At 65.6% G+C, this 23928-nt stretch carries 25 protein-coding genes and 2 pseudogenes; 17 read left to right on the plus strand and 10 right to left on the minus strand.

Annotated features, from left to right (window positions below; translation table 11 throughout):
- Positions 1–66: 66 nt before the first annotated feature.
- Both ACH0BU_RS12580 and ACH0BU_RS12585 read left to right on the plus strand, forming a co-directional pair.
- A complete protein-coding gene (locus ACH0BU_RS12580; RefSeq protein WP_136451693.1) occupies positions 67–846 on the plus strand; it encodes an enoyl-CoA hydratase in 780 nt (259 codons plus the stop codon).
- Positions 847–906: 60 nt separating this feature from the next.
- Positions 907–2433, plus strand: a complete 1527-nt coding sequence (locus ACH0BU_RS12585) for a hypothetical protein (RefSeq protein WP_500264110.1) — start codon at positions 907–909, stop codon at positions 2431–2433.
- Positions 2434–2501: 68 nt separating this feature from the next.
- Here the strand turns inward: ACH0BU_RS12585 and ACH0BU_RS12590 are convergent, their stop codons facing one another.
- Positions 2502–3194 (minus strand): dienelactone hydrolase family protein, encoded by a 693-nt coding sequence (locus ACH0BU_RS12590; protein WP_500264111.1) that lies wholly within the window; start codon positions 3192–3194, stop codon positions 2502–2504.
- Positions 3195–3331: 137 nt separating this feature from the next.
- Between ACH0BU_RS12590 and ACH0BU_RS12595 the strand changes: the two genes are divergently transcribed.
- From ACH0BU_RS12595 to ACH0BU_RS12620, 6 genes are all read left to right on the plus strand, one after another.
- On the plus strand, positions 3332–3901 hold the full coding sequence (locus ACH0BU_RS12595) for a F0F1 ATP synthase subunit delta (RefSeq protein WP_046410203.1): 570 nt from the start codon (positions 3332–3334) through the stop codon (positions 3899–3901).
- A gap of 5 nt (positions 3902–3906) precedes the next feature.
- Complete coding sequence (atpA, locus tag ACH0BU_RS12600; RefSeq protein WP_046410204.1) at positions 3907–5436, plus strand: F0F1 ATP synthase subunit alpha; 1530 nt, start codon at positions 3907–3909, stop codon at positions 5434–5436.
- Between the two features lie 123 nt (positions 5437–5559).
- Positions 5560–6441 (plus strand): F0F1 ATP synthase subunit gamma, encoded by an 882-nt coding sequence (locus ACH0BU_RS12605; RefSeq protein WP_500264112.1) that lies wholly within the window; start codon positions 5560–5562, stop codon positions 6439–6441.
- Entirely contained in the window at positions 6441–7043 is a 603-nt protein-coding gene (locus ACH0BU_RS12610; protein WP_500264113.1) for a hypothetical protein, read from the plus strand. The genes ACH0BU_RS12605 and ACH0BU_RS12610 overlap by 1 nt, the downstream gene beginning before the upstream one ends.
- Before the next feature lie 76 nt (positions 7044–7119).
- Positions 7120–8592 carry a F0F1 ATP synthase subunit beta gene (atpD, locus tag ACH0BU_RS12615; protein ID WP_046410209.1) on the plus strand — a complete coding sequence of 491 codons (1473 nt, stop codon included), beginning with the start codon at positions 7120–7122 and terminating at the stop codon, positions 8590–8592.
- 116 nt (positions 8593–8708) lie between these two features.
- Positions 8709–8960: an ATP synthase F1 subunit epsilon gene (locus ACH0BU_RS12620; protein WP_046410211.1), complete on the plus strand. Its 252-nt coding sequence runs from the start codon at positions 8709–8711 to the stop codon at positions 8958–8960.
- A gap of 90 nt (positions 8961–9050) precedes the next feature.
- On the opposite strand, the gene dapE is transcribed toward ACH0BU_RS12620, so the two are convergent.
- Both dapE and ACH0BU_RS12630 read right to left on the minus strand, forming a co-directional pair.
- Positions 9051–10172, minus strand: a complete 1122-nt coding sequence (dapE, locus tag ACH0BU_RS12625) for a succinyl-diaminopimelate desuccinylase (RefSeq protein WP_125944500.1) — start codon at positions 10170–10172, stop codon at positions 9051–9053.
- Positions 10169–10834, minus strand: a complete 666-nt coding sequence (locus tag ACH0BU_RS12630) for a glutathione S-transferase family protein (protein ID WP_046410213.1) — start codon at positions 10832–10834, stop codon at positions 10169–10171. The genes dapE and ACH0BU_RS12630 overlap by 4 nt, the downstream gene beginning before the upstream one ends.
- Before the next feature lie 70 nt (positions 10835–10904).
- On the opposite strand from ACH0BU_RS12630, the gene ACH0BU_RS12635 reads away from it, so the two are divergent.
- On the plus strand, positions 10905–12416 hold the full coding sequence (locus ACH0BU_RS12635) for a M20/M25/M40 family metallo-hydrolase (RefSeq protein ID WP_500264114.1): 1512 nt from the start codon (positions 10905–10907) through the stop codon (positions 12414–12416).
- A 22-nt stretch (positions 12417–12438) separates the two neighbouring features.
- On the opposite strand, the gene yihA is transcribed toward ACH0BU_RS12635, so the two are convergent.
- From yihA to ACH0BU_RS12665, 6 genes are all read right to left on the minus strand, one after another.
- Complete coding sequence (yihA, locus tag ACH0BU_RS12640; RefSeq protein ID WP_500264135.1) at positions 12439–13125, minus strand: ribosome biogenesis GTP-binding protein YihA/YsxC; 687 nt, start codon at positions 13123–13125, stop codon at positions 12439–12441.
- A 38-nt stretch (positions 13126–13163) separates the two neighbouring features.
- Positions 13164–14867 carry a membrane protein insertase YidC gene (yidC, locus tag ACH0BU_RS12645; protein WP_500264115.1) on the minus strand — a complete coding sequence of 568 codons (1704 nt, stop codon included), beginning with the start codon at positions 14865–14867 and terminating at the stop codon, positions 13164–13166.
- A gap of 30 nt (positions 14868–14897) precedes the next feature.
- Positions 14898–15110: a membrane protein insertion efficiency factor YidD gene (yidD, locus tag ACH0BU_RS12650; protein WP_082103069.1), complete on the minus strand. Its 213-nt coding sequence runs from the start codon at positions 15108–15110 to the stop codon at positions 14898–14900.
- Positions 15107–15457, minus strand: a complete 351-nt coding sequence (gene rnpA / locus ACH0BU_RS12655) for a ribonuclease P protein component (RefSeq protein ID WP_082103228.1) — start codon at positions 15455–15457, stop codon at positions 15107–15109. Before rnpA ends, yidD begins: the two co-directional genes overlap by 4 nt.
- A gap of 32 nt (positions 15458–15489) precedes the next feature.
- Positions 15490–15624: a 50S ribosomal protein L34 gene (gene rpmH / locus ACH0BU_RS12660; protein ID WP_028056723.1), complete on the minus strand. Its 135-nt coding sequence runs from the start codon at positions 15622–15624 to the stop codon at positions 15490–15492.
- Between the two features lie 84 nt (positions 15625–15708).
- On the minus strand, positions 15709–15996 hold the full coding sequence (locus ACH0BU_RS12665; RefSeq protein WP_500264116.1) for a hypothetical protein: 288 nt from the start codon (positions 15994–15996) through the stop codon (positions 15709–15711).
- Between the two features lie 96 nt (positions 15997–16092).
- Here ACH0BU_RS12665 and ACH0BU_RS12670 point away from each other — a divergent pair.
- Both ACH0BU_RS12670 and ACH0BU_RS12675 read left to right on the plus strand, forming a co-directional pair.
- Positions 16093–16326: pseudogene (locus ACH0BU_RS12670) on the plus strand (magnesium chelatase domain-containing protein); the annotation flags it as partial.
- Positions 16327–16494: 168 nt separating this feature from the next.
- A protein-coding gene (locus tag ACH0BU_RS12675) for an IS3 family transposase (protein ID WP_500264117.1) occupies positions 16495–17615 on the plus strand; the annotation gives its coding sequence in 2 pieces (ribosomal slippage) (positions 16495–16744 and positions 16744–17615; 1122 coding nt in all).
- Here ACH0BU_RS12675 and ACH0BU_RS12680 read toward each other — a convergent pair.
- On the minus strand, positions 17604–18149 hold the full coding sequence (locus tag ACH0BU_RS12680) for a hypothetical protein (protein WP_500264118.1): 546 nt from the start codon (positions 18147–18149) through the stop codon (positions 17604–17606). The two genes, ACH0BU_RS12675 and ACH0BU_RS12680, sit on opposite strands and share 12 nt — an antisense overlap.
- Positions 18150–18633: 484 nt before the next feature.
- On the opposite strand from ACH0BU_RS12680, the pseudogene ACH0BU_RS12685 reads away from it, so the two are divergent.
- From ACH0BU_RS12685 to ACH0BU_RS12710, 6 genes and pseudogenes are all read left to right on the plus strand, one after another.
- Positions 18634–19041 (plus strand): annotated as a pseudogene (locus ACH0BU_RS12685) (magnesium chelatase domain-containing protein); the annotation flags it as partial.
- 5 nt (positions 19042–19046) lie between these two features.
- Complete coding sequence (locus ACH0BU_RS12690) at positions 19047–19469, plus strand: pirin family protein (protein WP_500264119.1); 423 nt, start codon at positions 19047–19049, stop codon at positions 19467–19469.
- Positions 19470–19532: 63 nt separating this feature from the next.
- The gene (locus ACH0BU_RS12695) at positions 19533–19700 is read left to right on the plus strand and encodes a hypothetical protein (protein ID WP_500264120.1); all 168 of its coding nucleotides are present in this window, start codon (positions 19533–19535) and stop codon (positions 19698–19700) included.
- Positions 19701–20056: 356 nt separating this feature from the next.
- Positions 20057–21499 (plus strand): tyrosinase family protein, encoded by a 1443-nt coding sequence (locus tag ACH0BU_RS12700; RefSeq protein ID WP_500264121.1) that lies wholly within the window; start codon positions 20057–20059, stop codon positions 21497–21499.
- A gap of 12 nt (positions 21500–21511) precedes the next feature.
- Positions 21512–22234, plus strand: a complete 723-nt coding sequence (locus ACH0BU_RS12705; RefSeq protein WP_500264122.1) for a copper chaperone — start codon at positions 21512–21514, stop codon at positions 22232–22234.
- Positions 22235–22360: 126 nt separating this feature from the next.
- Positions 22361–23848 (plus strand): caspase family protein, encoded by a 1488-nt coding sequence (locus ACH0BU_RS12710; RefSeq protein ID WP_500264123.1) that lies wholly within the window; start codon positions 22361–22363, stop codon positions 23846–23848.
- Positions 23849–23928: the final 80 nt, after the last annotated feature.

Genomic DNA, 23928 nt, shown 5'->3' on the forward strand with positions numbered 1-23928 from the left:
CACCGCGCGGACGCAGGCATCCCATGGCTTGCGATCAAAACAGAACAAGGAAACGGGAGAGGGTGAATGGACGATCTGGTCTTGCTGGACGTGGCCGATGGCGTGGCGACGGTGACGCTGAACCGGCCGGGGGCGATGAACGCGCTGTCGACCGCGCTGCGGGCGCGCCTCTACGCGGTGATGAAACAGGTCGACGCCGATGATGATGTGCGGGCGGTGGTGCTGACGGGGGCGGGCGAGCGCGCGTTTACCGCCGGGCTGGACCTGAAGGAGCTGGGATCGCAGGCCGGCGCACTCGGCTCCGCCAATGCGCGCGGCGCGGACGAGAACCCGGTCAAGGCGATCGAACTGTGCCGCAAGCCGGTGATCGGCGCGATAAACGGGGTGGCGATCACCGGCGGGTTCGAGGTGGCGCTGGCATGCGACATCCTGATTGCGAGCGAGAATGCGCGCTTTGCCGACACCCATGCGCGGGTCGGCGTGATGCCGGGCTGGGGGCTGAGCCAGAAACTGTCGCGGCTGATCGGCATTTCGCGGGCCAAGGAATTGTCGCTGAGCGGCAATTTCATCGACGCGGCGACCGCCGAGCGCTGGGGGCTGGTCAATCGCGTGGTGCCGGCGGGTGACCTGCTGGCGACGGCGCGCAAGCTGGCGGCGGACATTGCCTCTGCCGATGCAGGCTTCATCGCGGCGTACAAGAAGCTGATCGACGATGGGTTTGCGCGGCCGTTCGGCGAGGCAATGACGCTGGAGCATGAACGCTCGTCGGCGGCGAACCGGGCGGTGACGCCGGAAGCGGTCGAGGCACGGCGCGCGGCGGTACAGGCCCGGGGGCGGTCGCAATAGCGCTTTTCTTCCCAAATATCCCCGCTAAGTTCATGGAACGGGGATGAAAACGGGGGATGGATGACCTGGGGGAAACTGGCCGCACTGTGCGGTGCGATCCTGGCGGCGACGCCTGCCGCAGCCGAATGGCTGGAGGCGTCGTCGCGGCACTTCGTGCTGTATTCGGACACTAGCGAGAAGATGATTCGGCGCCAGTCGGAGGCGCTGGAACGGCTCGACTGGGGGCTGCGCCGGTTCGCCAAGGTGCAGGACGAGCCCGAGATTGCGTCGCGCAAGGTCACCGTCTTTCTGATCGATGATTCGCAGGTGCGATCGCTGTGCGGATGCCAGAATGTCGGAGGCTTCTACCAAACGCGGGTGAGTGGATCGATCGCGTTCAGCGGCAAGGCGTCGTCGTTCGGTGACAATGGCATCGGGCAGATGGTGCTGTTCCACGAATATGCGCACCATTTCATGTTCGCGTCCTACGACCTGGCCTTTCCCGCCTGGTACACCGAAGGCTTCGCCGAGTTCGCGTCGACGATGCGGATCAAGGACGATTCGGCGCAGATCGGCGTCCCGGCGCAGCACCGCGCCCGTGGGCTGTTCCAGGGCCAGCGCTTTCGGGTGCCGGAGATGTTCGATCCGACGCTGCGATCGCGGCTGGGCAGCGCCGAGCGGCAGGACGCGTTCTATGGGCGTGGCTGGTTGCTCACCCATTACCTGACGTTCAAGCCCGAGCGGTACCGGCAGTTCCAGCAATATCTGAGGCTGCTGAATAGCGGCACGCCAAGCGTGGCGGCGGCCGAACAGTCATTCGGCGATCTTGGCGCATTGTCGATCGAGGTGGACCGGTACCTTGCCGGCTCGCGGATGCCGGCCATGACCATGATGTACGATGGGAATGTGTTGCCGGCGGCCCGTGTGCGGCGTTTGTCAGCGGGCGAAGCGGACATGATCGACCTGCGGATGCGATCGATACGTGGCGTCACCAAGACGGAGGCGGCGAAGCTGTACGCCAGGGCGGCGCCGATCGCCGCCAAATATGCCGATGACGCGCTGGTTCAGGGATGGCTGGCCGAAATGGCCTTTGATGCCGAGCAATATGACGCGGCGGTGGCGGCGGCGGACCAGGCGATCGCGCGGGATGCCCGATCCGTCCAGGCGCATATGTATCGCGGCGCGGCACTGCTGCGCCAGTTGAAGCAGGGCAATGTCAAGGATGCCGCGCAGTGGGACCGCGCCCGCCGCAGCATCATCGCGGCCAACCGCAGCGATCCGGACGATGCCGAGCCGCTCTGGTGGTTCTGGCTGAGTTTCCAGATGCAGGAGCGCGAGCCGACGCCGTCGGCGATCAAGGGGCTGTACCGCGCGCAGGAACTGACACCGCAGGATTGGGGGGTCAGGATGGCCGCGGCAGTGGCGCGGATCGAGGCAAAGGAGTGGGCCGAGGCCAAGCGGCTGTTGCGGCCGGTCGCCTATCATCCCCACGCGCCCGAGGATAATCCGGCGTTGGCCATGCTGACCGCAATCGAAGCGGGAAAGTCGGGGAGCGAAATCCGCGCGGTCGGCGAGGTAAAAACGGAAGCGACGACCGAGCAGCCGTGAGCGGCGCGCCCGGCCGCCGCTGACCTTCTGCCGGGGCGGCAGGGCGCGCGGCCCCTGATTGGGGCTGATCAGCCGGCGGTTTCGCGGAACAGGGTCAGCGTCCGGTCGCGCGCGAGTTCGGCCGAGGGCTCGTGATAATCCTTGCGCCGGTCGGAGTTGAAGCCGTGCTCGGCCTCATAGACATGAACTTCGGCGAGCGGATGCGCGCAGGCGATTGTCGCCTCGACGCCCTCCATCGGGATGCCGCGATCATAGCGGCCGAAGTGCGCGATAACGGGAACGCGTGGGGCGGCTTCCGCGGCGAAGGCGGGAATCATGCTGCCATAATAGGCCGAGGCGGCGGCCACATCGTCGAGCTTCGTCGCGGCCGCCCAGGCGACGGAGCCACCGTAGCAATAGCCAACCACGAACACCGGCCCCTGGTCCTTGAGACGGTCGATGCAGCTTTGCGTGTCCTTCAGTGACAGGTCGAACGGGTGAAGCGTGCGCGCCAGCTCCACGGCGCGTTCGAAGCCGGGGCCGGTATAGTCCGCCTCGAACCCCGGATGCTCGCGGTCGAACAGCGCGGGGGCGAGCACTTCATATCCCTCGGCGGCATAATCATCGGCCATGTCGCGGATGTGATCGGTGACGCCAAAGATTTCCTGCACCAGCACGACCCCGCCGCGCCGCTCGCCCGCGGGAGCGACGTGATAGACCGCGATGTCGGCGCCGTCGCTCATCGTCATGCGCATCATCTTGCCCGTCGGGCCATCAAGCATCGCAATCCGTCCGTTTCCGATTGTTGCATCCACGCTACCCCTTTGCTACGCGGCGGCCAACCCAAGCGTCGGCGCCGTTAGCGCGTCGTGTTTTCGCATGGGGGTTTAACCTTAGTGCGAACGGGGATTCGACTCGCGTGGATGGTTCCAGCGGTAATCTAGGTGGCAGCATCCAGGCGAGCCTGGGCGGTCGGTATGCGACTGCGCTGTTTGACCTCGCCGAACAGGCGAAGACGATCGATACGGTGGAGGCGAGCCTGGCAAAGGTTCGGGCCGCACTGGATCAGTCGGACGATTTCAAGGCGTTGACGACCTCGCCGGTCGTGGCGCGCGACGCGGCAGGAAAGGCTGTGCTGGCGACCGCCGACGAGCTCGGCGTTGATCCCGTCACGCGCAACTTCCTGGGCGTGCTGGCGCAGAATCGCCGGCTGGCGCAGCTGCCCGCGATCATTCGCGCCTTTCGCATGCTTGCCGCGCATCACCGCGGCGAAGTCACCGCTGACGTCACCAGCGCGCACCCGCTGACCGACGATCAGGTCACCGAACTGAAGCAGCAGCTGCGCCAGCGCGTCGGCCGCGAGGTGTCGGTCGAGCTGTCGGTCGATCCTGCGCTGCTTGGCGGACTTGTCGTCCGCGTCGGCTCCCAGATGATCGATTCGTCGATCCGTACCCGCTTGAATGCGCTCGCCAGCGCGATGAAGGGCTAAGAACAATGGATATTCGCGCCGCAGAAATCTCCAAGGTCATCAAGGACCAGATCGCCAACTTCGGCACCGAGGCCCAGGTCAGCGAGACTGGCCAGGTGCTCAGCGTCGGTGACGGCATTGCGCGCATCTATGGCCTCGACAACGTCCAGGCGGGCGAGATGGTCGAGTTCGCCAATGGCGTGCAGGGCATGGCCCTCAACCTCGAAGCCGACAACGTCGGCGTCGTGATCTTCGGCTCGGACGCCGAGATCAAGGAAGGCGACACCGTTCGTCGTACCGGCACCATCGTGGACGTGCCGGTCGGCAAGGGCCTGCTGGGCCGCGTGGTCGATGGCCTGGGCAACCCGATCGACGGCAAGGGCCCGATCGTGGCTGCCGAGCGCCGCCGCGTCGAGGTGAAGGCGCCGGGCATCATCCCGCGCAAGTCGGTGCATGAGCCGGTGCAGACCGGCCTGAAGGCGATCGACGCGCTGGTGCCGGTTGGCCGTGGCCAGCGCGAGCTGATCATCGGTGACCGTCAGACCGGCAAGTCGGCGATCGCGATCGACACGTTCATCAACCAGCGTGAAGTGAACAAGGGCGACGACGAATCGAAGAAGCTGTACTGCGTCTATGTCGCAGTGGGCCAGAAGCGTTCGACCGTCGCGCAGCTCGTCCGCACGCTGGAAGAGAATGGCGCGATGGAATATTCCATCATCATCGCCGCGACCGCTTCGGACCCGGCGCCGCTGCAGTTCCTGGCGCCGTACACCGGCACCGCGATGGGCGAGTTCTTCCGCGACAACGGCATGCACGCCGTGATCGTGTTCGACGACCTTTCCAAGCAGGCAGTCGCTTATCGTCAGATGTCGCTGCTGCTGCGCCGTCCGCCGGGCCGTGAAGCCTATCCCGGCGACGTGTTCTATCTCCACTCGCGCCTGCTGGAGCGTGCGGCGAAGATGAACGACGCCAATGGCGGTGGCTCGCTGACCGCGCTGCCGATCATCGAGACGCAGGCGGGCGACGTGTCGGCCTACATCCCGACCAACGTGATCTCGATCACCGACGGCCAGATCTTCCTCGAAACCGACCTGTTCTTTGCGGGCATCCGCCCGGCGATCAACGTCGGTCTGTCGGTGAGCCGCGTCGGCTCGGCCGCGCAGACCAAGGCGATGAAGAAGGTGTCGGGCTCGATCAAGCTGGAGCTGGCGCAGTACCGCGAGATGGCGGCCTTCGCTCAGTTCGGTTCGGACCTCGACGCATCGACCCAGAAGCTGCTGAACCGTGGCGCGCGCCTGACCGAGCTGCTGAAGCAGCCGCAGTTCTCGCCGCTGCCGTTCGAGGAGCAGACGGTGTCGATCTTTGCCGGCACCAACGGCTATCTCGACAATGTCGCGGTGCAGGACGTGGTCCGTTACGAGGCGGCGATGCTGGCCTTCATGCGCGACCAGCATGGCGCGACGCTGGCGAAGATCCGCGATACGCGCGATCTGGGCGACGAGGCCAAGGGCCAGGTCGTCGCGGCGCTCGACGCTTTCGCCAAGACGTTCGCGTAACGGATAGGGCAACACATCGCGTCACCCCGGCGTCAGGCCGGGGTCCCGCTGCTGCCACGGCAGGAACAGGCGGGAGGCCGCGCAGGCGCGGCATGACGGGTGAGGGGACGGTGAAGAACTAGAATGGCAAGCCTCAAGGCCCTCAAGATCCGCATCGGCTCAGTGAAGTCGACGCAGAAGATCACCAAGGCGATGAAGATGGTCGCCGCCGCGAAGCTGCGCCGTGCGCAGGAAGCGGCGATCGCCGGTCGCCCCTATGCGGAGCGGCTGGAGGCGGTGATGTCCAGCCTCGCGTCCAAGGTGACGGTCAGCGAGAACAGCCCCAAGCTGCTCGCGGGCACCGGCAAGGACCAGGTGCACCTGCTCGTCGTCGCGACGTCGGAGCGCGGCCTGGCGGGCGCGTTCAACACGAACATCGTTCGCGCCGCGCGCAAGAAGGCCGAGGAGCTCGAAAGCCAGGGCAAGACGGTCCGCTTCTATCTCGCGGGCAAGAAGGGGCGCGTTCTGCGCCGTTTCTACCCGGACGCGATCCTGGCCGATCATGAACTCGGGCAGCACAAGGTGCTTGGTTTCGACCAGGCGCGCGAAGTTGCCGACGATCTGATCGCACGCTTCGAGGTGGGCGAGTTCGACGTCGCGCATCTGTTCTACGCCAAGTTCCAGTCGGCGTTGGTGCAGATCCCGACCGGGCAGCAGATCATTCCGGTGTCGGTGCCGACGGTTGCCGTCGATACCGCCAACGATGGCGATGCGGCGGTGGAGTACGAGCCCGACGAGGAAGCGATCCTCGCCGAGTTGCTGCCGCGCAACGTCGCGATTCAGGTGTTCCGCGCCATGCAGGAAAATGCCGCGTCCGAGCAGGGCAGCCGCATGACCGCCATGGACAATGCGACGCGCAACGCCGGCGACATGATCAAGCGGCTGTCGATCCAGTACAACCGCGCACGTCAGGCCGCGATCACGACCGAGCTGGTCGAGATCATCTCGGGCGCCGAAGCCCTGTGATGAAGGCGGGCATCCTGCTGGCGGCGGCGACGCTTGCCCTGGCGGGTTGCTCCGGCGCGCCTGCCGGGAATGACACGGCAGAGGCGGCTTACAACAACAGCTTCGTCTCGCCCAATCTTGCCGGGGGAACCTGGCAAGGGGTGTTCGACGATCCGGCAAGCTCGATCGACCATTTCGCACGCATCGGGCTTCGCCCCGGCGCATATGAGAAGGTCGGTGGCGAATGGCGATCGGAGGCCGTGCCAACGGCGATGACCGATCCGTCGGCGCCCAACCCGGTGATGGCGATGTTCGTCGCCGCCGGAGGCGAGAAGAAGCTGTCGCGAGTCACCTTCACGCTGGTCGAGCCGCTTGCGTCGAACGACCAGCAGGCGCGCGACCAGTTCGACAAGTGGATGAGCCAGGCGCTTACCCAGCTTGGCGTGGCCGGTGGCGACCAGGCGGTGAAGGCGATCCATGGCGAAGCGAGCGCGACCGGCACGGTGCCGGGCGGTGCGCGCTACGCCGTTGATCGCGAGACGACCGACAAGGATCGGTTGCTGGCTGTGACCTTCACGCCCGGCGACCCTATATTGAACGGGACCGACCCGACGGCTAGCTGAGCCGCCGCAACGCCCCGCACGACGACCAACGACACAATCCTGCACCCGCAGGCACGACGAAGAAGGTAGAAGCAAGATGGCCACCGTCCTCGAGGATCGCCCGACCACTTCGGGCAGCAACAATGTGGGCCGCATCAGCCAGGTGATCGGCGCGGTGGTCGACGTGACGTTCGACACCCACCTGCCGGCGATCCTGTCGGCGCTGGAGACGAGCAACAACGGCCAGCGCCTGGTGCTCGAAGTCGCCCAGCACCTGGGTGAGAACACCGTCCGCACGATCGCGATGGATTCGACCGAGGGCCTGACCCGCGGCCAGAGCGTGACCGACACCGGCGCGCAGATCACCGTGCCGGTCGGCCCGGCAACGCTCGGCCGCATCCTGAACGTCGTCGGTGAGCCGATCGACGAGCGCGGCCCGGTCAACTCGGAGCATCACGCGCCGATCCACGCCAAGGCGCCGGAGTTCATCGACCAGTCGACCGAAAGCTCGATCCTGGTCACCGGCATCAAGGTGATCGACCTGCTCGCGCCTTATGCAAAGGGCGGCAAGATCGGCCTGTTCGGCGGCGCCGGCGTCGGCAAGACCGTGCTGATCCAGGAGCTGATCAACAACATCGCGAAGGGCCATGGCGGCACGTCGGTGTTCGCGGGCGTCGGTGAGCGTACCCGCGAGGGCAACGATCTGTACCACGAGTTCCTCGACGCGGGCGTTATCGCCAAGGATGCCGACGGCAACCCGACGACCGAAGGGTCGAAGGTGGCGCTGGTGTTCGGCCAGATGAACGAGCCGCCGGGCGCGCGTGCCCGCGTCGCTCTGTCGGGCCTGACCATCGCGGAATACTTCCGTGACGTTGAGGGCCAGGACGTGCTGTTCTTCGTCGACAACATCTTCCGCTTCACCCAGGCGGGCGCGGAAGTGTCGGCACTGCTCGGCCGTATTCCGTCGGCCGTGGGCTATCAGCCGACTCTGTCGACCGACATGGGCGCGCTGCAGGAGCGCATCACGTCGACCAACAAGGGTTCGATCACCTCGGTGCAGGCCGTGTACGTCCCCGCGGACGACCTTACCGACCCGGCGCCGGCGACCTCGTTCGCCCACTTGGACGCGACGACCGTGCTTAACCGCGCGATCTCTGAACTCGGCATCTATCCGGCGGTGGACCCGCTCGATTCGACCAGCCGCGTTCTCGAGCCGCGCGTTGTCGGCCAGGAGCATTACGAGACGGCGCGCGCCGTGCAGACGATCCTGCAGAAGTACAAGTCGCTGCAGGACATCATCGCCATCCTTGGCATGGACGAACTGTCCGAAGAGGATAAGCTGACCGTCAGCCGCGCCCGCAAGATCCAGCGTTTCCTCAGCCAGCCGTTCCACGTCGCCGAGGTGTTCACCAACATCCCGGGCAAGTTCGTGCAGATCGAGGACACGGTGCGCAGCTTCAAGGCGGTGGTGAACGGGGAGTACGATCACCTGCCGGAAGCAGCCTTCTACATGGTCGGCGGCATCGACGAAGTCGTCGCCAAGGCCGAGAAGCTGGCGCAGGAAGCGTAAGCACGTTTCCCTCCTGCCTAACAGGAGGGCCGCAGGGCGGGGATTGATCTGAGGATCGACCCCGACCGCCCGGTCCTCCCAGCCCCTTCCCGGGTGGAAGGGAGTGAGAAGAAGAAATGCTGCACTTCGAACTCGTCACGCCTGAACGCCTCGTCCGCAGCGAGAGCGTGTACATGGTCACCGTTCCCGGCACCGAAGGCGACTTCGGCGTGCTGGAAGGCCATGCACCGCTGATGTCGACGATCCGCGACGGCAATCTGCTGGTCCAGAAGACCGCGGGCGCCGCGCCGGAAACGATCGCCATTCGCGGCGGCTTTGCTGAAGTGAACGCCAACGGCCTGACCGTTCTGGCGGAGCATGCTGCCTAAGGGCGGTTCGCTCACGCGTCCTTAGCGGACATTGTCAAAGGCTTCCCCGGATCGGATCCGGGGAGGCCTTTGTCGTTTTGGGCGTCGGCGCTAGCGGGCGAAGCTCCGTTGGAGGAAGTCGGCGTAGATGCTGGTCAGCGTGTGGAGGTCGGCCACCGATACCGCCTCATCAAGCTTGTGCATGGTCGCGTTGAGCAGGCCGAATTCCACCACCGGGCAGACCGCAGCGAGGAAGCGCGCGTCCGACGTGCCGCCCGAGGTGGAAAGTTCGGGCACCAGCCCGGTACAGGCCTCGATCGAGGTGGCGAGGGTGGCCGAAAGAGCGCCGGGCTCGGTCAGGAACGCCTCTCCGGACACTTTGGGTGTGACGATCGCGTCGGGTGCGTGGCGCTGGACGATGGCGGTGATCCGTCGCCCCAGCTCCTCGCCCCGGTGCAGGTCGTTGAAGCGGATCGAGAGGCGGGCAGTAGCGCGCGCCGGGATCACGTTGGTCGAGGGGTTGCCAACGGTGATATCGGTCACCTCGATATTGGACGGCTGGAACCAGTCGGTGCCCGCGTCCAGCACGATTCCCTCGATCTCGGCCAAGGCCGCGATGAGCCGCGGGATTGGATTGTCGGCGAGGTGCGGGTAGGCGACATGGCCCTGGCGGCCCGGGATATCGATCCAGATGTTGACCGATCCTCGCCGGCCGATCTTCATCATGTCGCCGAGCCGGGTCGTCGAGGTCGGCTCTCCCACGAGGCAGGCGTCCGGGCGGATGCCGCGTGTCGCCATGCGATCGATCAACGCGCGGGTGCCGTAGATCGCCGGGCCTTCCTCATCGCCGGTGATCAGCAGGCTGGTGGTGCCAAGGCCATCGACCTGCGATGCGGCCGCGACGAAGGCGGCGATCGCGCCCTTCATGTCAACGGCGCCGCGGCCATAGAGCAGATCACCGCGGACCTCCGGCTCGAAGGCGCCGCTGGTCCAGCCGTCACCCGGCGGGACCACGTCGAGGTGGCCTGCAAAGGCGATGTGCGGCCCGCCGCTGCCGCGGACGGCGAGGAGGTTTTCGACCGGGCCGTCGGGCGCCTCGCCGACGACGAAGCGATCGACGTCGAAGCCGAGCGGGCGCAAGGCCGCCTCAAGCACGTCGAACACCGGGCCGCGGGCAGGGGTAACGCTTTCGCAGGCGAGCAAGGCCTGCGCCAGCGCGAGAACATCGGTCATTGCCGGGCCGGCTGTTCGAACTGTTCGATCACCCAATCCTCTTCCTGCGCACCGGCGATCCAGTCCTGCATGAACGGATGGGCGAGGACGGCCGCGATATAGGATTGCGCGAACCGCGCGACCGGCAGCGAATAGGTAACGATGCGGGTGCAGACAGGCGCGAACATGATGTCGACGGCGTTGAACTCCCCGAACAGGAACTCGCCATCGCCACCCCAGCGGGCGCGGGCCTGCGCCCACAATTCCATCATTCGGGTGAGATCGGCCACCACGCCAGCAGATGGCGGTGCGGGCGGATAGATCTGGCGGATGTTCATGCTGTGCTCGCGGCGCAGCGAGACGAAGCTGGAATGCATTTCCGCCGCCATTGAGCGGGCCATGGCGCGGGCGGCATCGTCCTTGGGCCAGAACACGTCGCGGCCGACCTTGTCGGCGAGATATTCGATGATGGCGAGGCTGTCCCACACCACCGCGTCACCATCCCACAGGATCGGCACCTTGCCAGATGACGGGGCGAACTCTGCGCCCCCACGGCGCTTGTCCCAATCCTGATCATAGAGCGGCACCACGACTTCCTCGAACGGGACGCCCGACTGCTTGCAGGCGAGCCAGCCTCGCAGCGACCAGGAGGAATAGGCCTTGTTGCCGATGATCAATTTCATAGCTGCAAGGGGTAGAGCCGCGCGCGACCCCGTGCAACATTCGCCGGGCGAAACAGAACGAGGGGGGATTATGGAGACGGATCGGCGCGGGCTGCTGGGCGGCGCAGTGGCGGGGGCGGCGTTGCTGGCGCCGGGAGCGGCAACGGCACAGCGCGGGGACATGGACAAGATCCGCCGCGCGGTGACCGCCGGCCATGACGAAGCGATCGCGCGGCTGCGCCAGTGGATCGCGCTGCCCTCGATCGCGGCGGAGAACCGCGACATGGACAAGGGCGCGGCGATGATGGCGCAAATGGCGCGCGATGCCGGGTTCCAGCAGGCGACGATCGTTCCCACCGATGGCGCGCCGGGCGTGTTCGCCACGATGGACAATGGCGCGGCCAAGACGCTGGGCCTGTATTTTATGTATGACGTCAAGCAGTTCGACCCGGCGGAATGGACCTCGCCGCCGCTGGAGGGGCGGATCGTCGACAAGCCGGGGCTGGGCAAGGTGCTGGTCGGGCGCGGCGCGGTGAACCAGAAGGGGCCGGAAAGCGCGATGCTCGCCGCGCTTCATGCGTTCAAGCGCGCCGGCGTGAAGCCGCCGGTTAATCTGGTGCTGGTGGCGGAGGGGGAGGAGGAGATCGGCTCGCCTCATTTCAAGCAGATCGTCGAGCGGCCCGAGGTGCTGGTGGCGCTGAAGAAATGCAGTGGCGTGATCATCCCGGCGATGTGGCAGGACCCCACCACGGGTGACTTCACGATCAACCTGGGCGCCAAGGGCATCGTCGAGCTTGAGCTGATCGCCTCGGCCGACAGTTGGGATCGCGGGCCGACGCGCGACATCCATTCCAGCCAGAAGGCGATCATCGACGCGCCGGCCTGGCGGCTGGTCAAGGCGCTCGACACCTTGGTGTCCGAGGACGGGAATACGCCGACGATCGATGGCTGGTTCGACAAGGTCCGTCCGTTGACCGCGCGCGAGAAGGCGCTAATCGCGGAAAGCGCCCGGGTGCGCGATCCGGCCGATGCGTTGCGGCAAGCCGGGGTGAAGAAGTGGATCGGCGAGGAGAGCTGGCAGGCGACGGTGGAGCGGCTGGCGGCGATGCCGACGGTCAATATCGAGGGGCTGGTCGCGGGCTATACCGGTCCGGGCGGCAAGACGATCCTGCCGGCCAGGGCGACGGCGAAGCTCGATTTCCGGCTGGTGCCCAACCAGACCTATGCCGATTGCGTCGCCAAGGTGCGCGCGCATCTGGACAAGCGCGGGTTCAAGGACATCGCCGTCAAGGTGGGTGGTGGCTACGACCCGACCGAGACGGCGGAGGACTCGGCGCTGATCAAGGCCGAACGCGCGACGTGCGAGCGGGCAGGGGTGAAGACGACGGTCTATCCGCGGCTCGCAGGAAGCTGGCCCGGCTATATCTTTACCGGCGCACCCGTGTCGCTACCCGCGGGACAGTTCGGGCTGGGGCATGGCAATGGCGCCCATGCCCCTGACGAATATCTGCTGATCGAAAGCACCAATCCGAAGGTGATGGGCTATGATGCGGCGACCGCCGTGTTCGCCGATTTCCTGTATCAGGTCGCAGCGATCGCCTGAGGGTGCAGGTGGGGGCGATCGGTCAGCCGATCGCCTCGATCACCGCGGCGCGCAGTTCGGGGATGCCCATGCCCTTCTCGGCGGAGGTGGCGATGATCTCCGGATGCGCGGCGGGGCGCTTGCGTGCCTCAGCGACGGTGCGTTCCGTGACCTCGGCAAGCTCCGTCGCCTTGATCTTGTCCGCCTTGGTCAGCACCATGCGGTAGCTGACGGCCGCCTTGTCGAGCATCTCCAGGATCTCGCGGTCGACGTCCTTCACGCCGTGGCGCGCATCGATCAGCACCAGCGCACGCTTCAGCACCTGACGCCCGCGCAGGAAGTCGTTCACCAGGAAACGCCATTTCTTGACAATGTCCTTGGGCGCCTTGGCAAAGCCGTAGCCGGGCATGTCGACGAGGCGGAACAGCAGCGGATCGCCGATGTCGAAGAAGTTCAGCTCCTGCGTGCGCCCCGGGGTGACCGAGGTGCGCGCCAGCGTCTTGCGCCCGGTCAGCGCATTGATGAGCGACGATTTTCCCACGTTGGAGCGGCCGGCAAAAGCGACTTCGGGCACCAGCGGATCGGGCATGAACTGGAGCGCGGGGGCTGACTTCAGAAACTCGATCCGGCCGGCGAAGATCTTTCGCGCGGTCTCGATCTCCTCGGCGGAGCGGCTTGCCGCTTCGCTGACGTCGGGCGCGAGATGGCCTGCCACCTCCGGCACCGGCATATCGCCGGGCGTATTGCCGGTGTCGGAGGGGGACTGGCTCATTTCGACGGTGCTTCCTTCAGGCCCGGATGGCGGGCGTAGAGCAGCTTCTGCTGCAGGATGGTGAGGACGTTGGAGGTGATCCAGTAGACCTGGAGGCCGACCGCGAACGGCGCCATCACGAACATCAGTACCCACGGCATCAGCGCGAAGATCTGCTTCTGTGCGTCATCCATCGGCGCCGGGTTCAGCTTGAACTGGAAGTACATGCTGATGCCGAGCAGGATCGGGATCACGCCGATCGCCAGGAATGACGGCGGGGTGAAGGCGAGCAGGCCAAACAGGTTGACGGGGGTCAGCGGATCGGGCGCGGACAGATCCTTGATCCAGCCGACGAACGGCTGATGCCGCATTTCGATCGTCAGCATCAGCATCTTGTACAGCGCGTAGAAGATCGGGATCTGCAACAGGGTGGGAAGGCAACCGGCGAGCGGATTGACCTTCTCCGTCTTGTACAGCGCCATGATCTCCTGCTGCATCCGCGGCTTGTCGTCTTTGAAGCGCTCCTGGATGGCCTTCATCTTCGGCTGGACGGCGCGCATGTTGGCCATCGACGCGAACTGGCGCTGCGCGATCGGGAACATGAGCAGGCGGATCGTCAGCGTCAGCAGGATGATCGCGACGCCGAAGTTGCCGACATGGCGGAACAGCCAGTCGAGATAGTAGAAGATCGGCTTCTCAACGACGCGGAACCAGCCCCAGTCGAGTGCATAGTCGAACCGGGTGACGCCTTCCTTGTCGGTGTAATGATCGAGCAGGCGAACTTCCTTCGCGCCAGCGAAGAAGCGGCTCGTCTGGGTGATCTGGCGGCCCGGGGGCAGCAGCTGGGCGTTGGTGGTGTAATCGCCCTGATAGGCCTTGTTGGCACCGGCGCGGAACTGGCCGTCGAAGGGACGCACCTGATCCGGGATCAGCGCGGTCAGCCAGTATTTGTCGGCAAAGCCGAGCCAGCCGCCGGTGGTGGAGAAGCGCTGCGGCGCTTCGTCCAGATCCTTGAAATCGACGTCATAGTCGGCCTTGTCGTTGTGGACCGACATCGGGCCGACGTGGATCGTCCAGCTGTCCGGATCCTTCGACACGCCGGCGCGGTTGACCAGGCCGTAGGCGGCGACCGGAACGGCGCCGGTGCCTGCATTGGCGACCGTCTGCTTGATCCCGAACATATAGCCGTCGTCGACGGTCAGCTCGATCGTGAAGCGCTGGCCCTTGTCGTTGGTGGCGGTCAGCGTGACCGGCTTTCCGGGGGCAAGGAGGTTGGACGAGGCGGTCCAGACCGTGTCGGCGGACGGCGGCGAGAGGCCGTCGTCACGCCAGCCAAACGCAGCGAAATATGCCTCGGGCGCGCCCGCTGGCGACAGCAGGCGCACCGGCGGCGAATCCTTCGCCACGGTGACCTTGTAATTCTTCAGCACGAGATCGTCGATCCGCGCGCCCTTCAGGTTGATCGAGCCGTGCATGGTCGGCGTGTCGATCTGCACCCGCGGCGTTTCGCGCAGCACGACGGCGCGGTCGCGATTGGCGGCCGGCGTATCGGCCGTCGGATCGGCGTTCTTGTTCGGCAGAACCTCGGTCTTGCCGTCCTCGATCTTCGTCACCGGCGGATTGGCGGTCGGGAAGAAGCGGTTCTGCACCACCGGCCAGCCGAACAGGATCAGCGCCGCGATGATCGCGAACAGCACGAAGTTCTTGTTCTCTTTGTTCACGAGCGCCTTATTCCCTTAGGGCCCAATCCATCATGGGACCGGATCATAGCCGTGCCCGCCCCACGGATGACATCGCGCGATGCGCTTTGCCGCGAGCCAGCTGCCTCGTGCTGCGCCATAGCGGCGCAAGGCCTCGATTGCATAGGCCGAACAGCTTGGCTGGTAACGACAGGTTGGTGGCAGGATGAGCGACGGGCCGAGTTGCCATAGCCGAGCCACCAGGATCAGCAGGCGGGCGATCATCCCGGCACCTTGCCGCGGACACGCGTAGCCGTCTTTCGCAGCGCCTTGCCGAATTCGGCACGCAGGCTGGCATAATCACGCTCGATTCCGCCCATACGGCCGATCAGGACATGATCTGCACCCGGCACGCCATCTGACGGCAGCAGCTCACGCGCGAGCGCCCGCAGCCGGCGTTTCATCCGGTTGCGCACCACCGCGTTGCCGATTTTCTTGGTGACGGTATAGCCAACGCGGATCGTCGCGTCGCCATCATTGCGGGGGCGCACCAGAAGCACGAAGCCGGGCATGGGTGCGCGCTCGCCCGCATTCGCCGCCAGGAAATCCCGGCGGCGGGTAAGCGTCTGAATGATCGAGTCGCCTGCGCGAGGCTGACCGGCCGTTAGGCCGACAGCTTCTTGCGACCGCGCGCGCGACGCGCCCGAATCACGGCGCGGCCGCCGACCGTCGCCATCCGCGCACGGAAGCCGTGACGGCGTGCCCGCACCAGGTTGCTCGGCTGAAAGGTCCGCTTCATTGCTCATTCCCGAATCTGAAAAAGAAGGGCCGCCACGAGGGGCAGCCCGAACATGGCGCCGCATAGGTGAAGGTGACGGGTAAGTCAACGCGAGCCGATCACGCGATCCCGCGCGCGGCGGCGCAGCGCACTGCGGCGGCGCATTGCCCGGTCCGCGATGTTGCCGACGCGTGGCCAGCGACGTTTGGCACGGGCCCAGCGCACCTGCGCGCGGCGCGAGTTGCGGAGGATCAGGATCATGCCGCCGGCGAACAGGAAGATGCCGCCTGGCCCCGGCAACGGCCCCATCGCCGCCGCGCCCACGAGCAGCACGCCGCCGAGCGAGAGCTGCAGGATCCTCATGGCAGGGTGGCGATCGCGCATGCGGCGCATGTGGCTCCGGTGTGTTGCGAAGACAAGACGGTGATGAATGGTTTGCAGCGCTGACAAAGCGGCTATGAACAATGTCATAACGGGGGCGGGGGATGCATGGCGGCGATCGTCGCGACGGTGGCGTATCTGGGGCTGGAGGCGCGCGCGGTCGAGGTTCAGGTGCAGCTGATAGCTGGCCTGCCGGCGTTCAATCTGGTCGGGCTGGGGGACAAGGCAGTCGGCGAAAGTCGCGAGCGTGTGCGCGGCGCCATCGCCGCCATGGGGCTGGCCATGCCGCCCAAGCGGATCGCGGTGAACCTGTCGCCGGCCGACCTGCCGAAAGAAGGTACTCGTCTCACGTTTTGAAAAGCTATTAATTGCCTCTAAACCCACTGGTATGAAACGATAAATTCACCCAAGTGAGATTGATAGGCTATCAGAAAATCTGAGCGATCAGGGGTGACCTGCTCCCCGGAAATCATGCCATTGGTAAGTTAGCTCGTCAGATGGAGACGAGCGATGCGGCGAGGCCGTTTTACCGAGGATCAGATCATTGGCGTGTTGCGTGAGCACGAGGCTGGCGTGAAGACTGCCGAGCTGTGCCGGAAGCACGGCATCAGCGATGCGACATTCTACAACTGGAAGGCGAAGTACGGCGGCATGACCGTGTCCGAGGCAGCGCGGTTGCGGACGCTCGAGGACGAGAACCGGCGGCTGAAGAAGCTGCTGGCGGAGTCGATGCTGGACGTGTCCGCACTGAAGGATCTGTTGGGAAAAAACTGACCCGGTCTGTGGATCGCTACGCTGCGGTGGAGAAGCTGATGGCCGACCACGGCTTCTCCGAGCGTCGCGCCTGCAGGCTGATCGGGGTCAACCGGTCGGCATGGCAATATGAGCCGCTTCGCGGGAAGGACGATGCTGTGCGCGAGCGAATGCGCGAGATCGCGAACGAGCGTCGTCGGTTCGGCTATCGCCGGCTGGCGATCCTGCTCAGGCGTGAAGGCAAGGGCATGAACCTGAAGAAGGTGTACCGGCTGTATCGCGAAGAGCGGCTGACAGTGCGCAAGCGCGGCGGCCGCAAGCGAGCGTTGGGCATACGGGCACCGATGGCGATCCCGCAGGAACCCAACCAGCGCTGGTCGCTCGACTTCGTTTCGGATGCATTGGCCTGCGGCCGGCGGTTCCGCTTGCTCAACGTCATCGACGATTACAGCCGGGAATGCCTGGCGTGCATCGTCGATACCTCGTTGTCAGGGCGGCGTGTCGTGCGGGAACTGACGGCCATCGCCGAACGTCGCGGGCTGCCGTGCATGGTGGTCAGCGACAACGGCACCGAACTGACCAGTCACGCTGTCCTCGCCTGGTGCCAGGACACTGGCGTCGAGTGGCACTACATCGCGCCCGGTAAGCCGCAGCAGAACGGCTTTGTGGAATCGTTCAATGGTCGCTTGCGCGACGAGTGCCTGAACGAGCACCTGTTCCCCTCGCTGGCTGCGGCGAGGCGGATCATCGAGGCATGGCGGACGGACTACAACACCGTGCGCCCGCACAGCAGCCTTGGCGGCATGGCACCCGCCGAGTTCACCAACCGCCCCCGCCAGGGGCATGTGGACACCGAAGCTAACTTATCAGCGGCCTGAAAACGGGGAGCAGGTCAGATGGATCAAAGGCCACAATCCGTATGGGGCAAGACTCCGAAGCGCCGCCGACACGCTTTCCAGATGAGTTGCGCGGTATACTTTGTCGCTAGACGCCAGAATTGACATGTCGCTGAAATCGCGAATGATGTCTCCATACTCTGCGGCGAGTGCGTTCATATCGTCAGCGCATGGGCTCACCTTTGAGGAGAGCTGCTGGTGTACCTTTCCAGCCGTACTCGTCGGGTCCTTAAGCGCAGACATCGCAACACATTCGAAGAAATGGCGCAGCGCTAGCAAGCGCTTAGCGTTGCCACTTGAGGCAAAGCTGTAAAAGGCATCAGTGAAGTGAATGAGGAGAGGAAAGGCAAACGCCGAGCCAAATAACGGCACGAGCGACTTGAACTGATAAAAATCTCCGCCGAATTTGATGGACTCCCCGACGACAGGTGTAGTTTGATGGGGATCGGTATTCGGCTCATTGAGCGCTTTCCAGCGCTTCTTGCACTCCCCCTCACTTAGCCAGCCGTTCGCCACAACTTAACTCCGTTCGGTGATGGAGTGAATGGCCAATCCATCAAAAACCGCTAGAAGCATAAAGTTGTAAAAAATGAGATTCAACCCGCCAAAATCATGCGAAAAATGAATAAAAGAGAGTCGGACGTCTCGTATTGATAATAACAAATGTCCAAAGAAACCTGGAATTCGCTCCCTGTAAAGGACGTCATGTCCGATCCAATGAGGTGTAATGTCCTATTTTCTCTGCATGTAATTAAAATGTGAATTGGACGTTGGAGGTTTTTGCAGGATTTATAACGGACATGACCTGCGTAGCGTACGATGGAGCCTGATATCGGGCCGAGCAGAAGCCTGAGCGACGCCTCGTTGAACGGACGTCTAATGCAAGGAATCCTGATTGGCTCGCTCTCGGTCTTTCGGGAAGATGGTGGCAATTTATTTCGATCCAGCCACGCACCTTCGAGAGCGCGAATTGATAGGTTCTGGGGAATACGTGAAAAGATCGCATTTCGACCTTCCCATCGCGCTGGGGCTGTTGGCGGCGATGGGCGTGGTCGATGCCGAGGCGCTGGCGGATTATGTCATCGTCGGTGAGTTGACGCTGGACGGACGGATCGCCGCGTCACCTGGGGTGCTGCTGGCCGCGTTACATGCCGCGGAACTGGGGCGTGGATTGATCTGCCCGGCCGCGCAGGGCGCCGAAGCCGCCTGGGCGAGTTCGATCGAGGTGCTGGCCGCGCCCGACCTGCTATCGCTGATCAATCACCTGAAGGGCCACGGGTTGCTCTCGGCCCCGGCGCCGGGTGAGGTCGTCGCCGGTGGTGAGGGGCCGGACCTGCGGCAGGTGCGGGGGCAGGAGACGGCCAAGCGCGCGCTGGAGATCGCAGCGGCGGGCGGACACAACCTGCTCAGGTGATGAGCGCCGGATCCGGCGTCGTCCATTCGGAGTCCAACAGGGAGCGGGCTGCCACCCGGCTGTTCCAGATCTGGATCCACCCGAGGACCCGTGGCGGCTTGCCGGGCTGGGGAGCGAAGTCCTTTCCGAAAGGCGCACGCTCCGGCCGGTTCGTGATCCTCGCCAGCGGCATCGAGGGTGATGTGGACGCGCTGTCGATCAGGGCGGACGCCCGTGTGCTCGGAGCGAACCTGAAGGCGGGCGAGACCGCGGAATACCGCCTCGGCGCGGATCAACATGCCTACCTCGTTCCCGCCACGGGTTCCGTCGAGGTGAACGGCGTCCGCATCGACGCCAGGGACGGAGCTGCCATCGCGAAGGAGACCGTCCTCCAGGTCACGGCGGTGGCGGACGCCGAGATCGTGATGGTCGACGCTTTCTGAGACGGCTCGGCTTCCGGCACGATCCGGCTATGCTGAAGCGGTTATGAAACGGGTTCAGCACCGATGACATTGATCGAGCGGTACATCGCCGGATGGCGCACTCACGACAAGGAGGCGATTCTGGCGACGCTCGCTCCCGATTGCGTCGTCATCGAGAGCTTCGGTCCGACATATCGCGGTCCGCTCGACGCTGATCTCGCCGGGCGTCGTCGCCACCGAACTCGGCCATGACATCACCGACGCGGACCTCGCCACCGCCTTGCAGGGGTGGCGCAAGAAGTCGTTGACCCCAGACGCGATCGCGCGCGCGATCCGCTATGCGTTGGGGCAGCCGGAGGGGGTCGACGTCAACGAGATCGTCGTGCGCCCGACCGCAGCCGACATGTAAAGTCGAACTGGCGCCATGCTCTGCTCCGAGCGTTCGGGCGGGGTGCGATACGCCGCGGTCGTGAGGCCCTGCCGGGCGACCTTCTGCAACTCCGCCTGTCCAGCGTGCGCTGACGCTTGCTTGATTCGGCGTTAGGAACGAACCTGCTCCCGTACGCGGCGGGCGATGGTTTGACGCTCGGCGAACGAGGGAGGCGGCGATGGTGCGGGTCAGACGGGACGTCTGGAGGCTGCCGGAGGGCGACGAGACGTTGCTATGGTACGGCCTCGCGGTTGAGGCGATGATGGAGCGCGAGGACGAAGATCCGACGAGCTGGGTCTACATGGCGTGCATCCACGGCATACCCGATGGGCAGGTGGTACCGGCTTCCGTACGCGGCGTGTGGGACCAGTGCCGGCACGCGAGCTGGTTCTTCCTTCCCTGGCACCGCGCGTATCTCGCGAGCTTCGAGGCCGTGGTAAGCGCGACGGTCAAGGAACTGGGAGGGCCGGAGTGGTCCCTGCCCTACTGGAACTACTCCGATCCACTCGCCGCGGGCGCAGAGCGCAGGCTCCTGCCCGAGGCCTTCCGTTCGGCGCGGAGGCCGGACGGATCGTCCAATCCGCTGTTCGCGCCCCGAGCGGTTGATGCCGCTGGCGACGCGGGCCTGTCGGACGACAACATCGTGTCGCTGGCTTGCCTCGGTGTCCCTACGTTCGCGACCGGTGCCGCGGCGACCCCCGATGGGTTCGGCGGATCGGACGAGGTCGATCCATCGGCGGCGGGTACGGGCGAGCTCGAAGCGGTGCCGCACAACGCGGTTCATCGACGCCTCGGCGGCGCTGGCGGCTGGATGGGGAGCACAGCGACCGCTGCGCTCGACCCCATCTTCTGGCTGCACCACTGCTTCATCGACCGGATCTGGGAAGTGTGGCGCAATCGATCCGGCGTCTCGGGCAGCCCCGGGGCCGCCCGCTGGCGGGATCAGAAGTCTCCGTTCCCGAACGCAACCGGGGCGATCGTCCGCCTCGCCGCCTCCGAGGTGCTCGTCACGACCAAGCTGATGCACGGATACCGGTATGACGACGTCGCTCCGGCAACCGAGCCGCCGGGCGGTGGAGCGAGACTCATGGCGGGTCGCGTAAGCAGGGAGGGGAGGATGCGTGGCGGAAACGACGGGCCGGTTCCGCTAGGATCCGGGGAAACCTCCACGGTCGTCCGCATGGATGCGCCGCGCGGGCTCTCGGCCTTCTCCGTTCGGGAGCCGCGGAGGGCGCTCCTCGGCGTCGAGAACGTGACGGGAGCAGGGATCACGCCGGACTACGAGGTCTTCGTCGAGCGAACCGACGGCTCGGACGCCGTGCGGGTCGGCCGCCTCACGACGTTCGGTCTGACGCGCGCGAGCTCGCCCGAGGACCGTCATGGCGGCGGGGGGCTGTCGAAGACGTTCGACGTGACCGCCGCGCTCGCGGACCTCGGATTGGGTGGCGTCGAGGCGGGCGAGTTCTCGGTGCGCTTCGTGGCGCAGCCGTTGCCCGAAGCGCGAGGCGAGCCTCCGGCTCGACTTGCGCGGTTCGCTCGACCGCGGGCGGAAGGCACCGTAACGGTGGGTCGTGTCAACCTCTACCGGTCCGCACCGACACCGTTAGACGACATCGACTGAGACCGCACCGCCATGCGGCGCCTCGCATCGTTCGCCAGAACCTTCCCGTTGCCTTGCGAGACGGTGCTCGTGCTCGCGATGTGCACGGCGGGATGGGCGGCGATGCTCGCCGCGCACGCGAACGGATCCGGCGGACACGTCTCGCATGCCGTCGCAGACGGCGGTGCGGTCCGTGTTGGCATGGACGGCGCGGTCGCCACCCTCGCGGCCTGGGCTGCCATGACGCTCGCCATGGTTCCGGCCGCCGCGCACGGAATGGCTCGACGCGTGGCGACGCGCGCGCTGCCACACCGACGCTTCAGGTCTGCCCTTCTTTTCCTTCTACCCCACTGGGGTGCGTGGCTCGTCGCCGGCATTGCATGCCTTCCGATCGCGATGCTGCTGCGCTTCGTGTTCGGCCCACGGGCTGCGACTGCGATGGCGGTGGCCGTCTTCGCGGTATGGCTCTTCTCGAGAGCCCGCCTAACCGCGTTGAGACGATGCCATGCCAGCGCCGCGCTTCGCATAGCGGGATCGCGCGCGGACGTCGACGCGATGCTGTTCGGGCTTGCGCATGGCCGCCGCTGCGTGTTGGCGTGCGGCCCGCTCATGCTCGTAGCGACCGTCGCGCAGGCTGGTCTGGTCGGCATGGCGGCCGCGACCTGGGCGATGATCGCCGAGCGCCGACGTATCGATCCGACTCCCAATGCATCGCTCGCGGCCGTCGCACTCATTGTCACGTTGTCCCTCGCGTAGAGGGGGGTGAGCGCTCGGCGCCCGTCGAAGCTCGGCGCACGGATGCGTTCGCGCGAGCCGGCACCGACCCGCCGCTGGCAGCGACCGGTCGGCGGGGATCGCTCGGTTCGCGCCTGCATCGCTTGAGTGCAGCCGCTGGGCGCCTACCTTGGGGCTATGTCAGGAAGCCGAACCGCCCTCGTCATCGGAAACTCCGCCTATCCAGGCGACGCGGCCCTGCGCAACGCGCGACGCGACGGCGAGGCGGTTGGGCGTAAGCTTGAGTCGCTCGGGTTCGACGTGGAACTGGTGCTCGACGGCACCTTCCGCGCGATGGACGACGCGCTGAAGAGGTTGCGCTCTGAGGCGGAGGGCCGGGAGGCGGCTCTCCTCTACTTCGCCGGGCACGCGCTGCAGATCGACGGCGAGAACTATCTGCTCGGCATCGATACGGACGTTCAGGACGAAGACGACGCGGCGCATTCGGCCCTTGGATTGAAGAAGGTGCTGAAGGCGCTTGAGCGGTCGGACGCGGGCGCGAAGATCGTCATCCTGGACGCCTGCCGCACCAATCCCTTCGAGCGGAGGTGGCGCCGCGCCGGGCCACCTTCAGATCTCGCTCCGGTACTGGCTCCCAAGGGCACCCTCATAGCTTTCTCCACCTCACCGGGCGAAATCGCACGCGACGGGTCGGGCTCGAACGGCGCCTACACTTCCGCGCTGCTTCAGCACATCGACGTCGTCGACCTTCCGATCGAGCCCATGCTCAAGCGCGTGAGGAACACCCTGGCCGCGAACACCCGGGGCCGTCAGACGTCTTGGGAGCACACCTCCCTGTCCGGCGAGTTCCACTTCGCGCCGGGCCTAGGCAGGACGATCACGGAGTACGGGCCCGAGGCACTCGCTGACGATCTCTTCCTCGTCGACGCGGCGAAGCCATCGCACAAGGTGATCGAGGGGCTGCGTTCGCTCACGTGGGGGCGGCAGAACCCGGCCGTGAAGCTGCTCACCGCGGCGACCGTCGCCGCCACCTCGAACGACACGCTCTTCGTCACCGGCCGCAACCTCTACCAGGCCGCGTGCGGCAATGCGCACGAGGCGATCGGCTTCATCGCGGATTTCGCTGCACGGACGTCGACATGGGACCAGGCGAAGGCGAAGGCGGTCCTCGACGGCATGCTGTTCGAGGTGTTCTTTTCGGCCGATGGTAAGTTGCGTGACAAACCCAAGACCGAGCGGTTCGAGGAGATCTTCGATCTCGAGCGGTACGCCCGGTTCAAGCCGAGCTTTGATTTCATCGCGGACGCGCTCAGGACGGCGAGGGCCCGCTTCCCCGTTCTGCCGGGAACGGGATCGCCGCTGTCGGTCACCATTCACACCGGGGCCGGCAAGACCGGGCCGCGCGTGAATGGGGTGTTCATCGGCTCGGTGGACTACCTGCGGCCGCCCGAGGAGGGGCTGTCGGTGTCGGACGCCACTCAACGTTTTATGACGCTTTCGAAGGAACGGTTGGCGAGAACGATATCTCAGGAGTTAGCCGTCCCGGAGCGGTTGCTGCACATCGCGTACTCGCCGGCGGAGGCCGGAAAGTCGGACACGATCGGGTGGCCCGTCGGATGGAGCGTGAAGCCTTGACGGTTTCTTTTCGGCCACCTGCGGGTGCGGCTGCCTAGAACGTCTTGGCTCTGGCGACGGCCGAAGACCTTCCTCAAGGG

This window comes from Sphingomonas olei, assembly GCF_045369765.1.
GTDB lineage: Bacteria > Pseudomonadota > Alphaproteobacteria > Sphingomonadales > Sphingomonadaceae > Sphingomonas > Sphingomonas panaciterrae.

Coding starts and splice junctions, on each gene's coding strand:
- dapE (WP_125944500.1), bottom strand. CDS start 10,172: ATGACCGATGTTCTCGCGCTGGCGCAGGCCTTGCTCGCCTGCGAAAGC.
- rpmH (WP_028056723.1), bottom strand. CDS start 15,624: ATGAAGCGGACCTTTCAGCCGAGCAACCTGGTGCGGGCACGCCGTCAC.
- ACH0BU_RS12610 (WP_500264113.1), top strand. CDS start 6,441: ATGAAGGCGGGCATCCTGCTGGCGGCGGCGACGCTTGCCCTGGCGGGT.
- ACH0BU_RS12585 (WP_500264110.1), top strand. CDS start 907: ATGACCTGGGGGAAACTGGCCGCACTGTGCGGTGCGATCCTGGCGGCG.
- ACH0BU_RS12580 (WP_136451693.1), top strand. CDS start 67: ATGGACGATCTGGTCTTGCTGGACGTGGCCGATGGCGTGGCGACGGTG.
- yihA (WP_500264135.1), bottom strand. CDS start 13,125: ATGCCGGTGCCGGAGGTGGCAGGCCATCTCGCGCCCGACGTCAGCGAA.
- atpA (WP_046410204.1), top strand. CDS start 3,907: ATGGATATTCGCGCCGCAGAAATCTCCAAGGTCATCAAGGACCAGATC.
- ACH0BU_RS12635 (WP_500264114.1), top strand. CDS start 10,905: ATGGAGACGGATCGGCGCGGGCTGCTGGGCGGCGCAGTGGCGGGGGCG.
- ACH0BU_RS12630 (WP_046410213.1), bottom strand. CDS start 10,834: ATGAAATTGATCATCGGCAACAAGGCCTATTCCTCCTGGTCGCTGCGA.
- ACH0BU_RS12690 (WP_500264119.1), top strand. CDS start 19,047: ATGAGCGCCGGATCCGGCGTCGTCCATTCGGAGTCCAACAGGGAGCGG.
- ACH0BU_RS12605 (WP_500264112.1), top strand. CDS start 5,560: ATGGCAAGCCTCAAGGCCCTCAAGATCCGCATCGGCTCAGTGAAGTCG.
- ACH0BU_RS12695 (WP_500264120.1), top strand. CDS start 19,533: ATGACATTGATCGAGCGGTACATCGCCGGATGGCGCACTCACGACAAG.
- ACH0BU_RS12665 (WP_500264116.1), bottom strand. CDS start 15,996: ATGCGCCGCATGCGCGATCGCCACCCTGCCATGAGGATCCTGCAGCTC.
- ACH0BU_RS12705 (WP_500264122.1), top strand. CDS start 21,512: ATGCGGCGCCTCGCATCGTTCGCCAGAACCTTCCCGTTGCCTTGCGAG.
- yidD (WP_082103069.1), bottom strand. CDS start 15,110: ATGATCGCCCGCCTGCTGATCCTGGTGGCTCGGCTATGGCAACTCGGC.
- ACH0BU_RS12620 (WP_046410211.1), top strand. CDS start 8,709: ATGCTGCACTTCGAACTCGTCACGCCTGAACGCCTCGTCCGCAGCGAG.
- ACH0BU_RS12700 (WP_500264121.1), top strand. CDS start 20,057: ATGGTGCGGGTCAGACGGGACGTCTGGAGGCTGCCGGAGGGCGACGAG.
- ACH0BU_RS12590 (WP_500264111.1), bottom strand. CDS start 3,194: ATGCTTGATGGCCCGACGGGCAAGATGATGCGCATGACGATGAGCGAC.
- atpD (WP_046410209.1), top strand. CDS start 7,120: ATGGCCACCGTCCTCGAGGATCGCCCGACCACTTCGGGCAGCAACAAT.